The organism is Proteus sp. TJ1640 (assembly GCF_003144445.1).
Classification (GTDB): Bacteria; Pseudomonadota; Gammaproteobacteria; order Enterobacterales; family Enterobacteriaceae; genus Proteus; species Proteus penneri.
The window spans coordinates 93,451-112,962 of the sequence record NZ_PENY01000021.1; the positions used below are offsets into that span (position 1 = coordinate 93,451).

General features: G+C 41.4%; 16 protein-coding genes. 15 read left to right on the forward strand and 1 reads right to left on the reverse strand.

The genetic code is table 11. The features are described 5' to 3' along the window. Positions 1-11: 11 nt before the first annotated feature. From ftsI to lpxC, 13 genes are all read left to right on the forward strand, one after another. Positions 12-1,808: a peptidoglycan glycosyltransferase FtsI gene (gene ftsI / locus DK861_RS07905; RefSeq protein WP_109399762.1), complete on the forward strand. Its 1,797-nt coding sequence runs from the start codon at positions 12-14 to the stop codon at positions 1,806-1,808. After that, the gene (murE, locus tag DK861_RS07910) at positions 1,795-3,282 is read left to right on the forward strand and encodes a UDP-N-acetylmuramoyl-L-alanyl-D-glutamate--2,6-diaminopimelate ligase (protein ID WP_109399763.1); all 1,488 of its coding nucleotides are present in this window, start codon (positions 1,795-1,797) and stop codon (positions 3,280-3,282) included. Before ftsI ends, murE begins: the two co-directional genes overlap by 14 nt. Further along, positions 3,279-4,661: a UDP-N-acetylmuramoyl-tripeptide--D-alanyl-D-alanine ligase gene (gene murF / locus DK861_RS07915; RefSeq protein WP_109399764.1), complete on the forward strand. Its 1,383-nt coding sequence runs from the start codon at positions 3,279-3,281 to the stop codon at positions 4,659-4,661. The genes murE and murF overlap by 4 nt, the downstream gene beginning before the upstream one ends. After that, a complete protein-coding gene (gene mraY, locus DK861_RS07920) occupies positions 4,655-5,737 on the forward strand; it encodes a phospho-N-acetylmuramoyl-pentapeptide-transferase (RefSeq protein ID WP_109399765.1) in 1,083 nt (360 codons plus the stop codon). The genes murF and mraY overlap by 7 nt, the downstream gene beginning before the upstream one ends. 1 nt (position 5,738) lies before the next feature. After that, positions 5,739-7,049, forward strand: a complete 1,311-nt coding sequence (gene murD, locus DK861_RS07925) for a UDP-N-acetylmuramoyl-L-alanine--D-glutamate ligase (protein WP_109399766.1) — start codon at positions 5,739-5,741, stop codon at positions 7,047-7,049. Continuing rightward, on the forward strand, positions 7,049-8,242 hold the full coding sequence (gene ftsW / locus DK861_RS07930; protein ID WP_072063381.1) for a cell division protein FtsW: 1,194 nt from the start codon (positions 7,049-7,051) through the stop codon (positions 8,240-8,242). The genes murD and ftsW overlap by 1 nt, the downstream gene beginning before the upstream one ends. Next, entirely contained in the window at positions 8,239-9,321 is a 1,083-nt protein-coding gene (gene murG / locus DK861_RS07935; protein ID WP_109399767.1) for an undecaprenyldiphospho-muramoylpentapeptide beta-N-acetylglucosaminyltransferase, read from the forward strand. Before ftsW ends, murG begins: the two co-directional genes overlap by 4 nt. Positions 9,322-9,362: 41 nt before the next feature. Beyond that, complete coding sequence (gene murC / locus DK861_RS07940) at positions 9,363-10,826, forward strand: UDP-N-acetylmuramate--L-alanine ligase (RefSeq protein WP_006533751.1); 1,464 nt, start codon at positions 9,363-9,365, stop codon at positions 10,824-10,826. Positions 10,827-10,831: 5 nt separating this feature from the next. Next, positions 10,832-11,188 (forward strand): hypothetical protein, encoded by a 357-nt coding sequence (locus tag DK861_RS07945; protein WP_109399768.1) that lies wholly within the window; start codon positions 10,832-10,834, stop codon positions 11,186-11,188. 1 nt (position 11,189) lies between these two features. Next, a complete protein-coding gene (ftsQ, locus tag DK861_RS07950) occupies positions 11,190-11,975 on the forward strand; it encodes a cell division protein FtsQ (RefSeq protein WP_109399769.1) in 786 nt (261 codons plus the stop codon). A gap of 45 nt (positions 11,976-12,020) precedes the next feature. After that, positions 12,021-13,277: a cell division protein FtsA gene (gene ftsA, locus DK861_RS07955; RefSeq protein ID WP_006533748.1), complete on the forward strand. Its 1,257-nt coding sequence runs from the start codon at positions 12,021-12,023 to the stop codon at positions 13,275-13,277. A 70-nt stretch (positions 13,278-13,347) separates the two neighbouring features. Further along, the gene (ftsZ, locus tag DK861_RS07960; protein WP_072063378.1) at positions 13,348-14,514 is read left to right on the forward strand and encodes a cell division protein FtsZ; all 1,167 of its coding nucleotides are present in this window, start codon (positions 13,348-13,350) and stop codon (positions 14,512-14,514) included. 98 nt (positions 14,515-14,612) lie between these two features. After that, a complete protein-coding gene (gene lpxC, locus DK861_RS07965) occupies positions 14,613-15,530 on the forward strand; it encodes a UDP-3-O-acyl-N-acetylglucosamine deacetylase (RefSeq protein WP_072063495.1) in 918 nt (305 codons plus the stop codon). A gap of 35 nt (positions 15,531-15,565) precedes the next feature. On the opposite strand, the gene DK861_RS07970 is transcribed toward lpxC, so the two are convergent. Continuing rightward, entirely contained in the window at positions 15,566-16,081 is a 516-nt protein-coding gene (locus tag DK861_RS07970) for a DciA family protein (protein WP_006533744.1), read from the reverse strand. 45 nt (positions 16,082-16,126) lie between these two features. Between DK861_RS07970 and secM the strand changes: the two genes are divergently transcribed. Then, complete coding sequence (secM, locus tag DK861_RS07975) at positions 16,127-16,654, forward strand: secA translation cis-regulator SecM (protein ID WP_006533743.1); 528 nt, start codon at positions 16,127-16,129, stop codon at positions 16,652-16,654. Positions 16,655-16,749: 95 nt separating this feature from the next. Beyond that, a complete protein-coding gene (secA, locus tag DK861_RS07980) occupies positions 16,750-19,458 on the forward strand; it encodes a preprotein translocase subunit SecA (protein WP_072063376.1) in 2,709 nt (902 codons plus the stop codon). Positions 19,459-19,512: the final 54 nt, after the last annotated feature.

The following is a 19,512-nucleotide window of genomic DNA, read 5'->3' on the forward strand; positions in this document are numbered from 1 at the left end:
TTAAGGCAAGTATGAAATTTTCACGTTCGGCAAAAGCGAAAGCAAAAACAAAGTCAAATGCCAAACTACGCAAGCCTGAAGAAAAAACAGGGTTTGTGAGTTGGCGTTTTGCGTTGCTTTGCGGTGGTATTGGTATCGCTTTAGTCGCGCTATTAATCCGTGTTGCCTATTTACAGATTATTAATCCAGATCCCCTTATTCGTGAAGGGGATATGCGTTCTCTACGTGTGCAAAAAGTCCCAACAGCAAGAGGTATGATCAGCGATAGAATGGGCAGACCTCTTGCCGTTAGCGTGCCGGTTTTCGCCATTTGGGCTGATCCTAAAGTTGTATTAGATGCTAAGCCCGATATGACGGACTCTCGTTGGTTAGCACTTGCTGATGCACTGAAAATGCCGGTGAATCAAATCGAGCAAAAAATTGTTGCAACGCCTTCTGCTCGTTTTATCTATTTGGCTCGCCAAGTTAATCCTGAAATTAGTGATTATATTAGTAAGCTAAAAATCACAGGGATTAATATGCGCCAAGAATCAAAACGCTATTATCCATCAGGTGAAGTAACCGCTCACATCATCGGTGTAACAAATATTGATGGTGATGGTATTGAAGGGGTTGAAAAAAGTTTTAATCAGTGGCTGACAGGTGCCCCAGGTGAGCGTGTTGTTCGTAAAGATGGTTTTAATCGTGTTATTGAAAATATCGCTCAAACAGACAGCCAAGCAGCTCATAATCTGATGTTAAGTATTGATGAACGTTTGCAATCTGTCGTTTATCGCGAATTAACTAATGCGGTTATTAAGAATAAGGCTGAATCAGGAACTGCTGTCTTAGTTGATGTAAATACCGGTGAAGTGCTGGCGATGGCTAACAGTCCGTCGTATAACCCAAATAATTTAACGGGTACACCTAAAGATGCGATGCGTAATCGTGCTATTACCGATATTTTTGAACCTGGTTCCACTGTAAAACCGATGGTTGTGATGAGTGCACTTCATAATCATATCATTCAAGAAAATAGTGTTATTAATACTGTTCCTTATCGTATTAGCGGACATCAAATCAAAGATGTAGGGCGATATAATGAGCTAACGATAACAGGAATATTACAAAAATCGAGTAACGTTGGTGTTTCACGACTAGCGTTAGCGATGCCTGCATCTGAACTTGTGGATGTTTATTCACGGTTTGGATTAGGCAAACCAACTAACTTGGGGCTAGTTGGTGAAAGTAGTGGCATATTTCCAATAAAAAAACAACGGTGGTCCGATCTTGAAAGGGCCACCTTCTCATTCGGATATGGGCTAATGGTAACACCGTTACAATTAGCGCGTGTCTATGCAACGATTGGTAGTTTTGGTATTTACCGTCCACTCTCTATTACTAAAGTTGACCCTCCTGTACCCGGAACGCGCGTATTTCCTGAGCCAGTAATGAAAACTGTCGTGCATATGATGGAAAGTGTTGCATTGCCTGGCGGTGGCGGTGTAAGTGCGGCTATTAAAGGGTATCGCATCGCGATTAAAACAGGTACGGCGAAAAAAGTAGGGCCAGACGGAAAATATATCAATCAATATATCTCTTATGCAGCGGGTGTTGCGCCTGCAAGTCGCCCTCGCTTTGCGTTGGTTGTGATAATCAATGAACCTAAAGCTGGTAAGTATTATGGGGGCGCAGTATCCGCACCGGTGTTTGGCTCAATCATGGGCGCAGTTTTACGCACAATGAACGTAGAACCTGATGCATTGACGCCAGACGATAAAAATGAATTTGTAATTAAAAAAGAAGAGGATACAAGTGGCCGATCCTAACTTAAGTGACCTATTAGGGGCACTCGGGATACAAGCACCATCATTGATGCTCAAAGACATGACACTCGATAGCCGAAAAGCGGCGAGTGGTGATCTTTTTATCGCCATTAAAGGTCATGAAACTGATGGTAGACGCTATATTCCTCAAGCAATTGCTCAAGGTGTTTCAGCAGTATTAGCGGAAGCACAAGATGTTGCAACGCATGGTGAAATCCGTGAAAGCCACGGTATTCCAATTGTTTATATTGATAATCTTAATGCCAAGTTATCAAAGTTAGCGGGACATTTTTATCATCAACCCGCGGAAAAGCTGAAGCTGATAGGTGTTACTGGGACTAACGGAAAAACGACAACAACACAATTGTTAGCACAGTGGGCGCAAGGTTTAGGTGAAATAAGTGCTGTGATGGGAACCGTTGGTAACGGGCTTTTAGATCATGTTGTTCCTGCGATGAACACCACAGGCTCTGCGGTTGATATTCAATTAGAGTTACAGCAATTATTAAATCAAGGCGCGACATTGACAGCGATGGAAGTTTCTTCTCATGGTTTAGTTCAAGGTCGTGTCAGTGCGTTGCCTTTTGTGGCGAGTGTATTTACGAATTTAAGCCGTGATCATCTTGATTATCATGGTGATATGGCTAATTACGAAGAAGCAAAATGGTTACTCTTTTCCACTCATCATAGTGGTGAAAAAATTATTAATGCGGATGATGCCGTTGGTCAAAAATGGTTATCTCGTTTACCTGACGCTGTTGCTGTGACAATGGAGAACACCTTGCCACAAAACTGGCAAGGTCGTTTTGTTAAAACAACTCGTATTAATTATCATGATGCGGGCGCAACGATCCACTTTAGTTCTAGTTGGGGTGAAGGGATAATTGAAAGCCCACTTATGGGCGCTTTTAATGTCAGTAATCTTTTATGTGCTTTAGCGACATTATTGGCATTAGGATACCCATTAAATGCGGTGATAAATGCTTCATCTTCATTGACTCCTGTTTGCGGTCGCATGGAAGTATTTAGCGCGAATAATCGCCCTACAGTTATTGTCGATTATGCCCATACTCCAGATGCTTTAGAGAAAGCACTTCAAGCTGCTCGTTTACACTGTACAGGCAAATTGTGGTGTGTATTTGGTTGTGGTGGAGATAGAGACAAAGGTAAGCGCCCACTAATGGGGGCAGTGGCAGAAGAGCTGGCTGACAAAGTTGTTATCACTGATGACAATCCACGTAGTGAAGAGCCACAAGCCATTATTCAAGATATTCTTTCGGGTTTAATGGACCCTGGTCGTGCGATAGCTATTGAAGGCCGAGCTGAAGCGGTCACTAACGTGATTATGCAAGCGGATACCAATGATATGATTTTAGTCGCAGGTAAAGGACATGAAGATTATCAGTTGGTTGGCTCACGTCGCCTTGATTATTCAGATAGATTAACCGTTGCTCGGTTATTGGGGGTGATAGCGTGATCCCTCTATCTTTAGGAAATATTGTACAAATTACCAAAGGTAAATTGAGCAATATCGCTCAAAACCAAGCAGACCAACTTATTATCAAATCGATTTCAACAGATAGCCGTAAAATTGATGAAGATTGTTTGTTTATTGCATTAGCTGGTGAGCGTTTTGATGCTCATGACTTTATTGCTGATGTAAAAGAAAAGGGATCTGTTGCGGTTTTAGTTAATCGTGAAATTGATGTTGATTGTCCGCAAATCATTGTGAAAGATACACATCTAGCAATGGGGGCGATTGCTGCGCATATTCGTTCGCTCAGCCACGCTAAGATTGTTGCGCTGACAGGATCTTCCGGAAAAACGTCTGTTAAAGAGATGACCGCATCTATTTTGCGTCATTGCGGCGAAACCTTATATACCCATGGCAATTTAAATAATGATATTGGTGTGCCTTTAACACTTTTTCGTTTAACACCTGAACACCGTTTTGCGGTTATTGAATTAGGTGCAAACCATATTGGTGAAATTGCCTATACCGTAAATATGGTGAAACCAGATAGTGCGTTGGTAAATAACCTATTTTCTGCACATATCGAAGGTTTCGGCTCACTGGAAGGAATTGCTCAGGCAAAAGGTGAAATCTTTACGCATTTAAAAGAGCAAGGCACAGCCATTATTAATCTTGATAGTAATGACTTACCTCTGTGGGAACACCATTTAAATGCGCGCCAAACAAAATGGTCGTTCTCTTTATCTGCACAACGCAACGCAGATTTTTATCCTACCGAGATCGCAGTTAAGCAATTCATCACAAACTTCACCTTACACACACCAGAAGGTTGTGTTGAAGTCACGCTTCCGTTACCGGGGCGTCATAATATCGCGAATGCTTTGGCTGCAAGCGCACTTGCGTTATCTGCTGGGGCAACACTTGAAGATATTCGCCTTGGTTTATCGACATTAAAAGCAGTACCAGGAAGATTGTACCCTGTGGAGTTAACCACAGGGAAAATGGTGTTAGATGATACTTATAATGCGAATGATGGCTCGATGATCGCGGGCTTACAAGTTTTATCTCAATTGCCAGGATATAAGATTTTTGTTGCGGGAGATATGGCTGAGTTAGGTAAAGACTCAGAGAAATGTCACCGTGATGTGGGGCGTTTTGCTCACAATGTAGGGATTGATAGCGTCCTTACTGTTGGGGAGCACAGCCATTTCATTAGTGATGAAAATCAAGGTGGTCAGCATTTTGCATTTAAAGCCGACTTACTTGCTCAATTAATTCCATTATTACAGCAGCATGATGTTGTTTCAGTTTTAGTAAAAGGTTCACGAAGCTCCGCGATGGAAGATATCGTGAACGCATTAAAGGAGTGCTTTGAATGTTAGTTTGGCTAGCTGAATATTTGGTTAAATACCATACATTTTTTAATGTGTTTTCTTATCTGACATTCAGGGCAATTGTTGGTTTATTGACGGCATTAATTATTGCGTTGTGGATGGGGCCTCATCTCATCGCATGGTTACAAAAAATGCAAATTGGACAAGTGGTTCGTAGTGAAGGCCCTGAGTCGCATTTTAGTAAACGTGGTACACCAACAATGGGCGGGATTATGATCCTGTTCTCTATTACCATCTCTACACTATTATGGGCAAGGTTAGATAACCCTTATGTTTGGTGTGTATTACTGGTTTTAATTGGCTATGGTGTGATTGGCTTTGTTGATGATTATCGCAAAGTTGTTCGTAAAGATACCAAAGGCTTAATCGCACGTTGGAAATATTTCTGGCAATCCGTATTAGCGCTTGTTGTTGCATTTAGTATGTATGCCATTGGCAAAGATACGCCAGCAACACAGCTGGTCGTGCCATTCTTTAAAGATGTCATGCCTCAATTGGGGATGCTTTATATCTTACTGGCTTATTTCGTCATTGTTGGGACCAGTAATGCAGTTAACTTAACCGATGGTTTAGATGGTTTAGCTATTATGCCAACAGTTTTTGTTGCCGCGGGTTTTGCATTAGTTGCATGGGCGACTGGTAACGTTAATTTTGCAAGCTATTTAAAAATTCCTTACTTGATGCATGCGGGTGAATTGGTGATTGTCTGTACTGCTATCGTCGGTGCGGGTTTAGGTTTCCTTTGGTTTAATACTTACCCAGCTCAAGTTTTTATGGGGGATGTAGGCTCTCTTGCATTAGGTGGCGCATTAGGAACGATTGCGGTGTTATTACGTCAAGAATTCCTATTAGTCATTATGGGTGGGGTGTTTGTTGTTGAAACACTTTCCGTAATTTTACAAGTTGGCTCATTTAAGTTGCGTGGTCAACGCATTTTCCGTATGGCTCCAATTCATCACCATTATGAATTAAAAGGCTGGCCTGAACCTCGTGTTATTGTCCGTTTCTGGATCATCTCACTGATGTTAGTGCTTATTGGTCTGGCGACATTAAAGGTACGTTAAGATGGCAAATTATCAGGGAAAAAAAGTGGTTGTTGTTGGGCTTGGAATAACAGGCCTTTCTTGCGTTGACTTTTTTATCCGCCAAGGTGTTACACCTAAGGTTATTGATACACGCCAAAAACCAGGAGGCTTAGATAAGCTTCCTGCTGACGTTGAATATCATACAGGTAGTTTTCATCAAGCATGGCTTAATGATGCCGATTTAATTATCTCAAGTCCGGGGATTGCACTTTCGACACCTGCGCTTGTTGAAGCTGCAAATCATGGCGTTGAAATTGTTGGTGATATCGAATTGTTTTGCCGTGAAGCCAAAGCACCTATTGTCGCGATTACTGGTTCTAATGGTAAAAGCACAGTGACAACACTGGTAGGAGAAATGGCGAGTGCAGAGGGTATTCGCGTTGGAGTCGGGGGCAATATCGGTGTCCCAGCTCTGACCTTATTAACCGAGCCTCATGATTTATATGTATTAGAGTTATCGAGTTTTCAACTAGAAACGACTTATAGCTTAAAAGCAGCAGCTGCAACGGTATTAAATATTAGCGAAGATCATATGAATCGCTATCCGTTAGGATTAGAGCAATATCGTGAAGCAAAATTGCATATCTACGATAACGCAAAAACCTGTGTTTATAACGAAGATGATGCATTAACGTTACCTTTAGCGGGTAAAGATAATCGTTGCGTTAGTTTTGGTGTCGGGCAAGGTGATTATCAGCTTGATAATATAAATCGCATTTTAAAAGTGAAAGGTGAAAAAGTCCTTTCAACGGCTGAGATGTATCTTTCAGGACAGCATAATTATACCAATGCATTAGCGGCATTAGCACTTGCTGATGCCGTGGGTATTTCTCGTAGAGCGACAACCGAGGTACTGGGAACATATCACGGTCTTGCTCACCGTTTTCAATTAGTTTATTCACACCAAAATGTACGTTGGATAAATGACTCGAAAGCCACCAATGTAGGAAGTACAGAAGCGGCATTACGAGGACTTGAAGTTGAAGGTACATTACATCTTTTATTAGGTGGTGATGGGAAGTCGGCTGATTTCACTTCTTTATTGCCTTATATCAGTGGCGACAATATACGTTTGTACTGTTTTGGACAAGATGGACAAGCATTGGCAAATCTACGACCCGATGTCTCTTTATTAACAGTAACAATGGAAGAAGCCATGCGAGCCTTAGCGCCTACTGTGAAATCAGGAGATATGGTGTTGCTCTCTCCTGCATGTGCAAGCTTAGATCAGTTTAAATGTTTTGAGCAGCGTGGTGATGAATTTGCACGTTTAGCAAGGGAGCTTGGCTGATGAGCATATTCGCAATGCGAAGATTAAAACAGTGGCTAGTGGGCAGTTATCAAACTGAGAATACAGCATTTGTGCCGTATGATCGCACCTTGCTCTGGTTTACTTTCGGATTAGCGGTTGTCGGCTTTGTTATGGTGACATCGGCTTCAATGCCTGTTGGTCAACGTCTCGCAGAAGATCCTTTCTTATTTGCTAAACGTGATGGCATCTATATCGTTGTCGCATTTTTTATTGCGTTAGTTACCATGCGTATCCCAATGGCAATTTGGCAACGTTATAGCAGCTTAATGTTGTTTGGTTCGATACTACTTTTATTGATGGTATTGGGGGTCGGGAGTTCAGTTAATGGTGCTTCACGTTGGATTGCTGTGGGGCCATTAAATTTCCAGCCAGCTGAATTATCAAAACTTGCACTGTTTTGCTATTTATCGAGCTATTTAGTCCGAAAAGTTGAAGAGGTTAGAAATAACTTTTGGGGTTTCTGTAAGCCGATGGGAGTGATGTTAGTACTGGCTGTTTTATTGTTATTACAACCAGATTTAGGAACCGTTGTGGTTTTATTCGTAACAACATTAGCGCTGTTATTTTTAGCCGGTGCTAAAATTTGGCAGTTCTTAGCTATTATCGGCTCAGGTATTGCTGCTGTTGTTATGTTGATTATTGTTGAACCTTACCGTGTTCGACGTATTACTTCTTTCTTAGAACCTTGGGAAGATCCATTTGGTAGTGGTTACCAGCTTACACAATCTTTAATGGCATTTGGTCGTGGTGATTTACTTGGACAAGGTTTAGGAAACTCAGTGCAAAAACTAGAGTATTTGCCTGAGGCGCATACCGACTTTATTTTCTCTATTCTTGCTGAAGAACTTGGTTATATCGGTGTGGTTTTAGTGCTTTTAATGGTATTCTTCATCGCTTTTCGCGCGATGCAAATTGGACGACGTGCGTTGCTCCTTGAACAACGTTTTTCAGGCTTTTTAGCTTGTTCTATTGGGATCTGGTTTACATTCCAATCATTGGTCAATGTAGGCGCAGCAGCAGGCATGTTGCCAACAAAGGGATTAACCCTTCCTCTTATTAGTTACGGTGGTTCGAGTTTAATTATTATGTCAACCGCCATCGTGATGTTATTACGAATTGATTATGAAACACGTCTAGCACGAGCTCAGGCGTTTGTAAGGAGCCCGAAATGAGCGAACGTAGACGCCGTTTAATGGTTATGGCTGGTGGTACTGGGGGGCATGTATTCCCGGGACTGGCTGTTGCTCATTATCTACAATCTCAAGGTTGGGAAATCCGATGGTTAGGAACCGCGGATAGAATGGAAGCCGATTTAGTCCCTAAACACGGTATCGAAATTGAATTTATTCGTATCTCAGGTTTACGTGGTAAAGGTATTAAAGCGTTAATCGTAGCACCTATTCGTATTATTAAAGCTATTTTTCAAGCACGTGCCATCATGAAGCGCTATCAACCCGATGCTGTGCTTGGTATGGGTGGGTACGTTTCAGGCCCCGGTGGTGTTGCGGCTTGGATGTGTGGGATACCTGTTATTTTACATGAACAAAATGGTATCGCTGGATTAACTAATCGCTGGCTATCGAAAATTGCGAAACGCGTATTACAGGCTTTTCCGGGAGCATTTCCTAATGCACCAGTGGTTGGAAACCCTGTTCGTGAAGATGTGTTGGCACTTGAAGCACCTTCAGTACGATTAAATAAGAGAACAGGGCCTGTTCGTGTATTGATTATTGGTGGTAGCCAAGGCGCTAGAATTTTAAATCACACCTTACCCATAGTTGCAGGTTTACTTGGTGAACATGTTACAATCTGGCATCAAGCAGGAAAAGGTGGCGAAAGTGATACAAAAACACGCTATCAGAACGAATTAGCAAAAAATTCAGTTAAATCTGAATATAAAGTTACTGAATTTATTGATGATATAGCGCAAGCTTACCAATGGGCTGATGTTGTTGTATGTCGTTCAGGCGCATTAACGGTTAGCGAAATTGCCGCAGCGGGATTACCCGCTATTTTTGTTCCTTTCCAGCACAAAGATAGACAGCAATATTGGAATGCACTGCCGCTAGAAAAAGCGGGTGCCGCTCGAATTATCGAACAGAATGATTTAACTCCAGAAGTCATTGCACAAACCCTGAAAAATTGGGATAGAGAAACCTTATTAGCGATGGCAGAAAAAGCAAAAAGTGTTGCGATTACGGATGCCACAGAGCGCGTAGCAAATGTAATAATCGAAGTGGCAAAAAAATAAACGTAACTTGTAACCATTAACTTAGAGTGAAGAAGTAAATAGTGAATACACAACAACTGGCAAAATTAAGATCGTTTGTGCCTGAAATGAGAAAAGTTAAGCATATTCACTTTATCGGCATCGGTGGTGCTGGTATGGGGGGAATTGCCGAAGTGTTGGCTAACGAGGGCTATGAAATCAGCGGTTCTGATTTAGCACCAAACGTAGTCACACAACAGCTCGTTGCCTTAGGCGCGACAGTCTATTTCAATCATCGCCCTGAAAATATTCGTGGCGCAAGTGTTGTTGTGGTTTCGACAGCAATCAGTGCTGAAAACCCTGAGATTATTGCAGCAAGAGAAGCACGTATTCCTGTTATTCGTCGTGCTGAAATGTTGGCTGAATTAATGCGTTATCGTCATGGTGTAGCGATTGCCGGAACACATGGCAAAACCACAACAACGGCAATGATTTCAAATATTTATGCGCAAGCAGGTTTAGATCCTACTTTTGTTAATGGTGGGCTTGTTAAATCGGCTGGCACACATGCTCGCTTAGGTTGCAGTCGTTATTTAATTGCTGAAGCTGATGAAAGCGATGCATCATTTTTACATTTACAACCCATGGTTGCGGTCGTTACCAATATCGAAGCAGACCATATGGACACATATCACGGTAATTTTGACAATCTAAAAGAGACGTTTATTACCTTTTTGCACAATCTACCATTCTATGGCCGTGCAGTGATGTGTTTGGATGACGATGTTATTCGTTCAATTATTCCTAAAGTGGGTCGCTATATTACCACTTATGGCTTTAGTGAAGATGCGGATGTTCGTATTACGCATTATGAACAAAAAGGCGCTCAGGGCTTTTTCACGATTTCTCGTGAAGGTATGCCTGATTTACAAGTTGTATTAAATGCACCTGGTCGCCATAACGCTTTGAATGCGACAGCCGCAGTTGCAGTAGCGACAGAAGAAGGTATTGCTGACGAACATATTTTAGCCGCATTACTTAGCTTCCAAGGTACTGGACGTCGTTTCGACTTCTTAGGTAACTACGGGCTTGAGCATGTTAATGGTCAAGAAGGTGAAGTGATGCTGGTGGATGATTATGGTCATCATCCAACAGAAGTTGATGCAACGATTAAAGCAGCGAGAGCAGGATGGCCAGATAAACGTCTAGTGATGATTTTCCAACCTCATCGCTATACACGTACTCGTGATTTATATGAAGACTTTGCCACAGTTCTCAATCAGGTTGATATTTTATTATTAACAGATGTTTATTCTGCTGGAGAAGCGCCAATTGCAGGTGCCGATAGTCGCTCGCTTTGTCGAACCATTCGCCAACGTGGGAAGCTCGATCCTATATGGGTTTCTGATGTGTCTAATATTTCGTCAATATTAGCGGGTGTATTAACAGATAATGATCTTGTTTTAGTTCAAGGTGCTGGAAATATTGGTAAAATAGCGCGTCGCTTAGCCGATACAAAATTACAGCCATCTTTCAGCGAGGATTAAGGCGGATGTTTGAGCAAGTGAACATCATTTATCGTGAAACAGTCAATAAATTCACTGTAATGATGGCGTGTTATGAGAAAAATAACACGATATTAGCGAAAAAAATGATCGAGAATTCGCTTGCTCAAATCGGTGTTGAGAAGAGATTTCAGTTAAAAAGTAAGAAAAACGAAGAAAAATTCGCAATTTCTTCTTTTAAAGTAAATAATTCTCAACAGATTGAACAATTTAGTGATTTAATTATCAAACCTAAAAGTGTTCATAAAGTATATATATGTAGGAAAAACATTAATCGCTGGAATATCGGACAAAAGGATGGGCGATTCTCTTGTTTAAACGTTGCTCAGGAGTTAGTGGGTTAATATGTCACAAGCAGCGCTAAATATAAAAGAACACAAAGAGAAGCAACATTCTGACAGACCGAGTAATGGTACTTATTTATCAGGATTAATCTTTTTCTTATGTGTGATTGCCACCATCGTTTGGGGTGGGATACAAGTGGTTAATTGGATGAAAGACGCAGACCGTCTGCCAATTTCAAAACTTGTATTAACGGGTGAAAGGCATTACACAACGAATGATGATGTGCGCCAGGCCATTTTATCTTTAGGACAGCCGGGCACATTTATGACACAGGATGTGAATATCATTCAGCAACAGATTGAACGTATGCCATGGATTAGGCTAGTCACTGTCCGTAAACAGTGGCCTGATGAACTTAAAATCCATCTGGTAGAATATGTTCCCTTTACCCGTTGGAATGATACTTACTTTCTTGATAAAGAAGGGCGCGTTTTCAGTCTGCCAACTCAGTTGGAAAACAAAGGAAGCTATCCTTTGTTATACGGCCCTCAAGGAAGTGAAAAAATGGTGTTATCAGGTTATATCGCAATGAGAGATCAGCTTCTTGCAAGTAACCTGAATTTAAAAGCGGCGTCAATGTCAGCCCGTCAAGGATGGCAATTAGTTTTAGACAATGATGTTCGATTGGAGCTAGGACGTAAGGATAACGAAAAACGGATCGCTCGCTTTATTGAGTTGTATCCGATACTGCAACAACAAACAGATAAACGTGTTGATTACGTAGATCTGCGTTATGACAGCGGTGGTGCAGTCGGATGGGCTCCTTTATTACTTGAGAATGAATAAACAAGACGTGGCAGATGACACGATGACGGCGAAGGCAGAACAATAATGATCAAAGCGACGGACAGAAAATTAGTAGTTGGTCTTGAGATTGGTACGGCCAAAGTAGCCACCCTTGTCGGTGAGATCCTGCCTGATGGTGTAGTGAATATTATCGGGGTGGGAAGTTGTCCATCTCGGGGCATGGATAAAGGTGGCGTTAATGATCTCGAATCTGTCGTAAAATGTGTGCAACGGGCGGTAGATCAGGCTGAGTTGATGGCTGACTGTCAAATATCTTCAGTATATTTGGCGTTATCAGGCAAGCATATCAGTTGCCAAAATGAGATTGGTATGGTGCCAATTTCAGAAGAAGAAGTGACTCAAGATGATGTTGATAGCGTGGTTCATACCGCGAAATCCGTCAAAGTAAAAGATGAACACCGTGTTTTACACGTTATACCGCAAGAGTATGCCATTGATTATCAAGAAGGGATCAAAAACCCAGTTGGATTATCGGGTGTGCGTATGCAGGCTAAAGTTCATTTAATTACCTGCCATAACGATATGGCAAAGAATATTGTAAAAGCAGTTGAGCGCTGTGGGTTAAAAGTGGATCAACTGATTTTCGCGGGACTCGCTTCAAGTTTCGCTGTATTAACAGAAGATGAACGAGAATTAGGTGTATGTGTTGTTGATATTGGTGGCGGTACAATGGATATCGCTATTTATACCGGTGGCGCATTAAGACATACCCGCGTTATTCCTTATGCAGGAAATGTTGTAACCAGTGATATCGCCTATGCGTTTGGCACTCCGCCAAATGATGCTGAAGCTATCAAAGTTCGCCATGGTTGTGCATTAGGATCTTTAGTTGGTAAAGATGAAAATGTTGAAGTTCCAAGCGTCGGAGGTAGACCACCAAGAAGTCTGCAACGACAAACTCTTGCTGAGGTGATTGAGCCTCGTTATACCGAACTGCTCAATCTTGTTAATGAAGAGATTTTAAAAGTTCAAGAACAGTTACGCCAGCAAGGGATTAAGCATCATTTAGCGGCAGGTATTGTGCTAACAGGTGGTGCTGCACAGATTGATGGACTTGTTGAATGTGCTCAACGTGTTTTTCACACACAAGTACGGATCGGTAAACCGTTAAATATTACCGGGCTAACAGATTATGCGCAGGACCCCTACTACTCAACAGCGGTTGGGCTTTTGCATTACGGTAAAGAGTCTCACTTTGGTGAGGAAACTGAAACCGAGAAACGCTCTGCTGTCAGTGGTTTGTTTAAGAAACTCACTGGCTGGCTAAAAAGAGAGTTTTAATAATCAGACAAATTTTAAAAGAGGTCGTTTGAGCAAGCGGCCCTGAGAAGGCACAAAACGGAGAGAAATTATGTTTGAACCTATGGAATTAACCAACGATGCGGTGATCAAAGTCATCGGCGTTGGTGGCGGCGGCGGTAATGCGGTTGAGCACATGGTTCGTGAACGTATTGAAGGCGTAGATTTCTTTGCAGTCAATACGGATGCTCAAGCGCTACGTAAAACAGCGGTCGGACAGACTATCCAAATTGGTAATGCCATTACGAAAGGCTTAGGTGCAGGTGCAAATCCTGAAGTAGGCCGTAATGCTGCTGAGGAAGATCGCGAAGGATTACGTGCAGCACTTGAAGGTGCCGATATGGTCTTTATCGCAGCGGGTATGGGCGGTGGTACTGGTACTGGTGCTGCGCCTGTTGTTGCAGAAGTGGCGAAAGAATTAGGTATTTTGACTGTTGCTGTGGTGACTAAGCCTTTTAATTTTGAAGGCAAAAAACGCATGGCATTTGCTGAGCAAGGTATTACTGAGTTATCAAAACACGTTGACTCATTAATCACTATTCCAAATGACAAATTATTAAAAGTACTTGGTCGTGGAATTTCATTATTAGATGCGTTCGGCGCAGCTAATGATGTATTAAAAGGCGCCGTTCAAGGTATCGCTGAACTCATTACTCGCCCTGGTTTAATGAACGTTGACTTTGCTGACGTAAGAACTGTGATGTCTGAAATGGGTTATGCCATGATGGGCTCAGGTGCTGCGAAAGGCGAAGATCGTGCTGAAGAAGCCGCAGAGATGGCGATTTCAAGTCCATTATTGGAAGATATCGACTTATCTGGCGCACGTGGTGTGTTAGTCAACATCACCGCAGGTTTTGATTTACGTCTTGATGAATTTGAAACAGTGGGTAATACCATTCGTGCATTTGCATCAGATAATGCGACTGTGGTTATTGGTACATCTCTTGACCCAGAAATGAATGATGAATTGCGTGTAACTGTTGTTGCAACAGGTATTGGCATGGACAAACGTCCAGAAATTACCCTAGTAACTAATAAACAGAATCAGCAAAGCGCAATGGAGAATCGTTACCAGCAAATGCAAAACAGCATGTCTTCTTTCTCTTCCGTAGAAGAAAGTAAGCCTGCTGCAAAAGCCGTTAACGAACAATCTACTCAGTCAAACAAAGAACCGGATTATTTAGATATCCCTGCGTTCTTGAGAAAACAGGCTGATTAATCGCCAAAAAGATTGGCATCTCCGCTTTTTGTGCTAAACTGTCCTGCCAATTATAAGTATAATGATTGGTAGGACGGATAACATTGCGAGATAAAATGATGATCAAACAACGGACATTAAAACGAATTGTACAAGCAACTGGTGTGGGACTTCACACGGGTAAAAAAGTTACGCTTACAATGCGTCCGGCGCCAGCAAACACTGGGGTCATCTACCGTCGTACTGACTTAAATCCACCGGTGGATTTTCCAGCAGACGCAAAATCAGTTCGTGACACTATGTTATGTACTTGCTTAGTTAACGAAGACGATGTGCGTATATCAACCGTTGAGCATTTAAACGCAGCACTGGCTGGTTTAGGCATTGATAATATTGTAATTGAAGTGAATGCACCTGAAATCCCAATTATGGATGGAAGTGCGGCACCTTTTGTTTTCTTGTTACTTGATGCAGGTATCGAAGAACTTCGTACAGCGAAGAAATTCATTCGAATCAAAGAAACCGTACGTGTAGAAGATGGTGATAAATGGGCAGAGATGCGCCCATACAATGGGTTTAAATTAGATTTTACTATCGATTTTAATCACCCAGCCATTGATTCAAGTACACAGCGTTATAAACTAGATTTCTCCGCTGAATCTTTTATGAGCCAAATTAGCCGTGCTCGTACTTTTGGATTTATGCGTGATATCGAATATCTGCAATCTAAAGGATTGTGTTTAGGCGGAAGCTTCGATTGCGCAATCGTAGTTGATGACTATCGTGTTCTCAACGATGATGGCCTGCGTTTTGAAGATGAGTTCGTTCGTCACAAAATGTTGGATGCAATCGGTGATTTATTTATGTGTGGCTATAACATTATTGGTGAATTCACCGCGTTTAAATCAGGTCACGCACTAAACAATAAATTGCTCCAAGCTGTATTAGCAAAAGAATCTGCATGGGAATTTGTCACATTTGAAGACGAAGCACAAATGCCAGTAGCCTTCAAAGCTCCCTCAATGGTCTTTGCTTAATTCCTTGTGAAGGAAAGTACGTTAATTATCTCTAATTAACGTTCATCTTTGGCTGTACTTGTACTCTCTCCGGCAAGTGCAGCCAACCGTTCTAATTTCTCTCTTAATTTCTTCGGGCTTTTTTCTGCCAAATACTTTAATGACTGTGCGCTTTCTAAACTTAAGTGACGTCTCTTTATCGGTGCTTGCTCTTTTAATGATGATATTAAAGATCTTTTTTCCTGTTTTATTCCTAAAGAGGGATTTATTTTGATGTCTATTGAGGATAAGGATGGTAAAATTTCTTGTCTCAATGCAGAAAGTAATGATGGGGTTTCATAACGTAAGCGAGTTAACCAACTTGCGTTTGCAACTTCAATAATTAAAATAGCGTTGCGATAATTTGCGACACGGCACTTATCTCGTAAAGGAACGGGTAAAAGAGCCATGACGGCGCGATTTAATTTTAGTAAAATTGTTGCGCGCTGTTGTATAAGTTGTAATGTACTCTTGTTGGAACCTTCAAGTTCAATGAAGATTTTTTCCAATGATTGTGGGTAACTATCCCGCATAGATTTTGACTCCACAAAATAAAAATTAATGAGCAACGAAGGTTAATGAGCATTATAAGTTTTTGGCGACAGTTTGGCAGGCGATATTTTTGGTCGCATCTGCTTTTAGGGATGGTAGCAGCAGGTATTGGAATACCTTCGCTGTTGTCTGCTCATGCCGAGAATCCACAGCAAACTGATACCCCTTCATCTCAAAACCGTCAAAGTCAGGCACTTATTGCGTTTGATAACTTATTCTTACGTCAAAGTGTACAGAATCCTGCTTCATCCTTCACCTTTAATTACTGGCAACAACACGCAGTAAAAAATGTGATTAAACAGCTCTCTTTTGCATTCACCATTAATTCACCAGAATTGATGGTTAAAGTAAAAGATGAACCGTTACCTGTTTCTAATGTTGCAGCGGTTATGCTTGATACGCTGTATGCCTTATTAACAGAGACTCCATCATCTGCATTAAGCAACCTTCCTCTTTCTGGCTATGTTTTAGTACAGAATACAAATTCTTATCATACCGGATTATGGCTTGCACAAATCCGCGGTATTCGTGCAGGGCCTTACCTAACAGCTTAATTGGGTCACTTAATCTAATAAGATTATGATTATCTCTGTTTATCGATACAGAGGCTTTTTTCGGCGTTTCACGCCATAAATGAGAATAAAGATTTATGTTAGGTAAAATTGTAACCAAAATTTTTGGTAGTCGTAATGATCGTACAATCCGTCGTATGCGAAAAGTTGTTAATGAAATTAATAAACTAGAGCCAGAGTTTGAAAAACTCACCGACGTTGAGCTAAAAGCGAAAACAAATGAATTTCGTGAGCGTTTAAAAAACGGTGAAAAAGAAGAAGATATTTTACCAGAAGCGTTTGCGACTGTTCGTGAAGCAAGTAAACGTGTCTTTGGTATGCGCCACTTCGATGTGCAGTTAATTGGTGGTATGGTTCTAAATGAACGTTGTATTGCTGAAATGCGCACAGGTGAAGGTAAAACATTAACGGCAACATTACCTGCATACTTAAATGCGCTATCAGGTAAAGGGGTTCACGTTGTTACTGTCAATGACTATCTTGCACAACGTGACGCCGAAAATAACCGTCCTCTGTTTGAATTCTTAGGTTTAAGCGTTGGTATCAACTTGCCAAATATGGCGCCACCAGTAAAACGCGAAGCTTATAATGCTGATATCACTTATGGTACGAACAATGAATTCGGTTTCGACTATCTACGTGACAATATGGCATTTAGTCCTCAAGAGCGTGTTCAACGTAAATTACACTACGCATTAGTGGATGAGGTTGACTCAATCTTAATCGATGAAGCACGTACACCTCTGATTATTTCAGGCCCAGCAGAAGATAGCTCTGAGCTTTATATCCAAATGAACAAAGTGATCCCTCATTTGGTTTCTCAAGAAAAAGAAGATTCAGATACTTTCCAAGGCGAAGGTGATTACTCTGTTGATGAAAAAACACGTCAAGTGAATATCACAGAACGCGGTCTGGTTAAAATTGAAGGGTTATTAGCCGATGCTGGCATGATGAAAGAAGGCGAGTCTTTATACTCACCAGCTAATATTATGCTCATGCACCATGTGACAGCGGCACTGCGTGCTCATGCACTGTTTACCAAAGATGTTGACTACATCGTTAAAGATGGCGAAGTGATCATTGTTGACGAACATACTGGTCGTACAATGCAAGGCCGTCGCTGGTCCGATGGTTTACACCAAGCCGTTGAAGCAAAAGAAGGTGTGAAGATCCAAAATGAGAACCAGACATTAGCGTCAATCACATTCCAAAACTATTTCCGTTTATACGAAAAGTTAGCAGGGATGACGGGTACTGCGGATACTGAAGCATTTGAATTTAACTCTATCTATCGCTTAGAAACCATTGTTATCCCAACTAATCGTCCAATGGTGCGTAAAGATCTTCCTGACTTAGTTTATATGAATGAGCAAGGTAAATTTGCAGCCATTATTGAAGATATTCGTGAGCGTACCAAGAATGGCCAACCTGTACTTGTTGGTACTATCTCAATTGAAAAATCAGAAGAGATTTCTAAAGCGCTGACTAAAGCGAATGTTCACCATAACGTGCTGAATGCGAAATTCCACGCAATGGAAGCGGATATTATTGCTAACGCAGGTTTACCTTCAGCGGTAACTATTGCAACTAACATGGCGGGTCGTGGTACTGATATCGTGTTAGGGGGGAGTTGGCAAACTGAAGTGGCTAAACTTGAAGAGCCAACGGAAGAGCAAATCGAAGAAATCAAAGCTAAATGGAAAGAGCGCCATGATGCAGTATTAGCATCAGGTGGTTTACATATTATTGGTACTGAGCGTCATGAATCTCGTCGTATTGATAACCAGTTACGTGGTCGTGCGGGTCGTCAAGGGGATGAAGGTTCTTCTCGTTTCTATTTGTCTATGGAAGACTCTTTAATGCGTATTTTTGCTTCAGACAAAGTGTCTGGCATGATGCGTAAATTAGGCATGAATGAGACCGAAGCGATTGAGCACCCTTGGGTAACTAAAGCAATTGCCAACGCACAGCGTAAAGTAGAAAACCGCAACTTTGATATTCGTAAGCAACTGCTTGAATATGATGATGTAGCGAATGATCAGCGTCGTGCTATCTATACTCAGCGTAATGAATTACTGGATGTGGCAGATGTAAGCGAAACTATCGATAGCATTCGTCAAGACGTCTTCACTTCAATGATTGATAACTATATTCCACCTCAATCACTGGAAGAAATGTGGGATATTGAAGGTTTAACGGCATGTCTACAAAAAGACTTTGATTTAAATCTTCCAATCAAAGAGTGGTTAGATAAAGAGCCTGAATTACACGAAGAAACATTACGTGAGCGTATTTTAGAAAAATCTATCGAAGTTTATAAAGCGAAAGAAGAGATCGTTAGTGCTGAAATGATGCGTAACTTTGAAAAAGGCGTGATGTTACAAACGCTAGATTCACTGTGGAAAGAGCACTTAGCAGCAATGGATTATTTGCGTCAAGGTATCCATTTACGTGGTTATGCACAAAAAGATCCAAAACAAGAGTACAAACGTGAATCGTTCGCGATGTTTGCTAATATGTTAGAATCACTGAAATATGAAGTGATCAGCACACTAAGCAAAGTACAAGTTCGTTTACCTGAAGAAGTTGAAGAGTTAGAACGCCGTCGTCGTGAAGAAGCTGAGCGTTTAGCTAAACAGCAACAATTAAGCCATGAAGTGACAAAAGAGTCTCAAATGTCAGCAGTTGATGGTCAAGTGGCTGCAGGTAAAAAAGTGGGTCGTAATGAACCATGTCCTTGTGGATCAGGTAAGAAATTTAAACATTGTCATGGTCAGTTAGGTTAATTTATTTATCCTGATAACAAGTGTGTAATGCACTGATTAAAAAAGATCCACTCA

Excerpts from the sequence above, each read along its gene's own strand:
- ftsZ (WP_072063378.1), top strand. The coding sequence starts at position 13,348 with ATGTTTGAACCTATGGAATTAACCAACGATGCGGTGATCAAAGTCATC.
- murG (WP_109399767.1), top strand. The coding sequence starts at position 8,239 with ATGAGCGAACGTAGACGCCGTTTAATGGTTATGGCTGGTGGTACTGGG.
- mraY (WP_109399765.1), top strand. The coding sequence starts at position 4,655 with ATGTTAGTTTGGCTAGCTGAATATTTGGTTAAATACCATACATTTTTT.
- secA (WP_072063376.1), top strand. The coding sequence starts at position 16,750 with ATGTTAGGTAAAATTGTAACCAAAATTTTTGGTAGTCGTAATGATCGT.
- ftsA (WP_006533748.1), top strand. The coding sequence starts at position 12,021 with ATGATCAAAGCGACGGACAGAAAATTAGTAGTTGGTCTTGAGATTGGT.
- DK861_RS07970 (WP_006533744.1), bottom strand. The coding sequence starts at position 16,081 with ATGCGGGATAGTTACCCACAATCATTGGAAAAAATCTTCATTGAACTT.
- ftsQ (WP_109399769.1), top strand. The coding sequence starts at position 11,190 with ATGTCACAAGCAGCGCTAAATATAAAAGAACACAAAGAGAAGCAACAT.
- ftsW (WP_072063381.1), top strand. The coding sequence starts at position 7,049 with ATGAGCATATTCGCAATGCGAAGATTAAAACAGTGGCTAGTGGGCAGT.
- lpxC (WP_072063495.1), top strand. The coding sequence starts at position 14,613 with ATGATCAAACAACGGACATTAAAACGAATTGTACAAGCAACTGGTGTG.
- murD (WP_109399766.1), top strand. The coding sequence starts at position 5,739 with ATGGCAAATTATCAGGGAAAAAAAGTGGTTGTTGTTGGGCTTGGAATA.
- DK861_RS07945 (WP_109399768.1), top strand. The coding sequence starts at position 10,832 with ATGTTTGAGCAAGTGAACATCATTTATCGTGAAACAGTCAATAAATTC.
- secM (WP_006533743.1), top strand. The coding sequence starts at position 16,127 with ATGAGCATTATAAGTTTTTGGCGACAGTTTGGCAGGCGATATTTTTGG.
- ftsI (WP_109399762.1), top strand. The coding sequence starts at position 12 with ATGAAATTTTCACGTTCGGCAAAAGCGAAAGCAAAAACAAAGTCAAAT.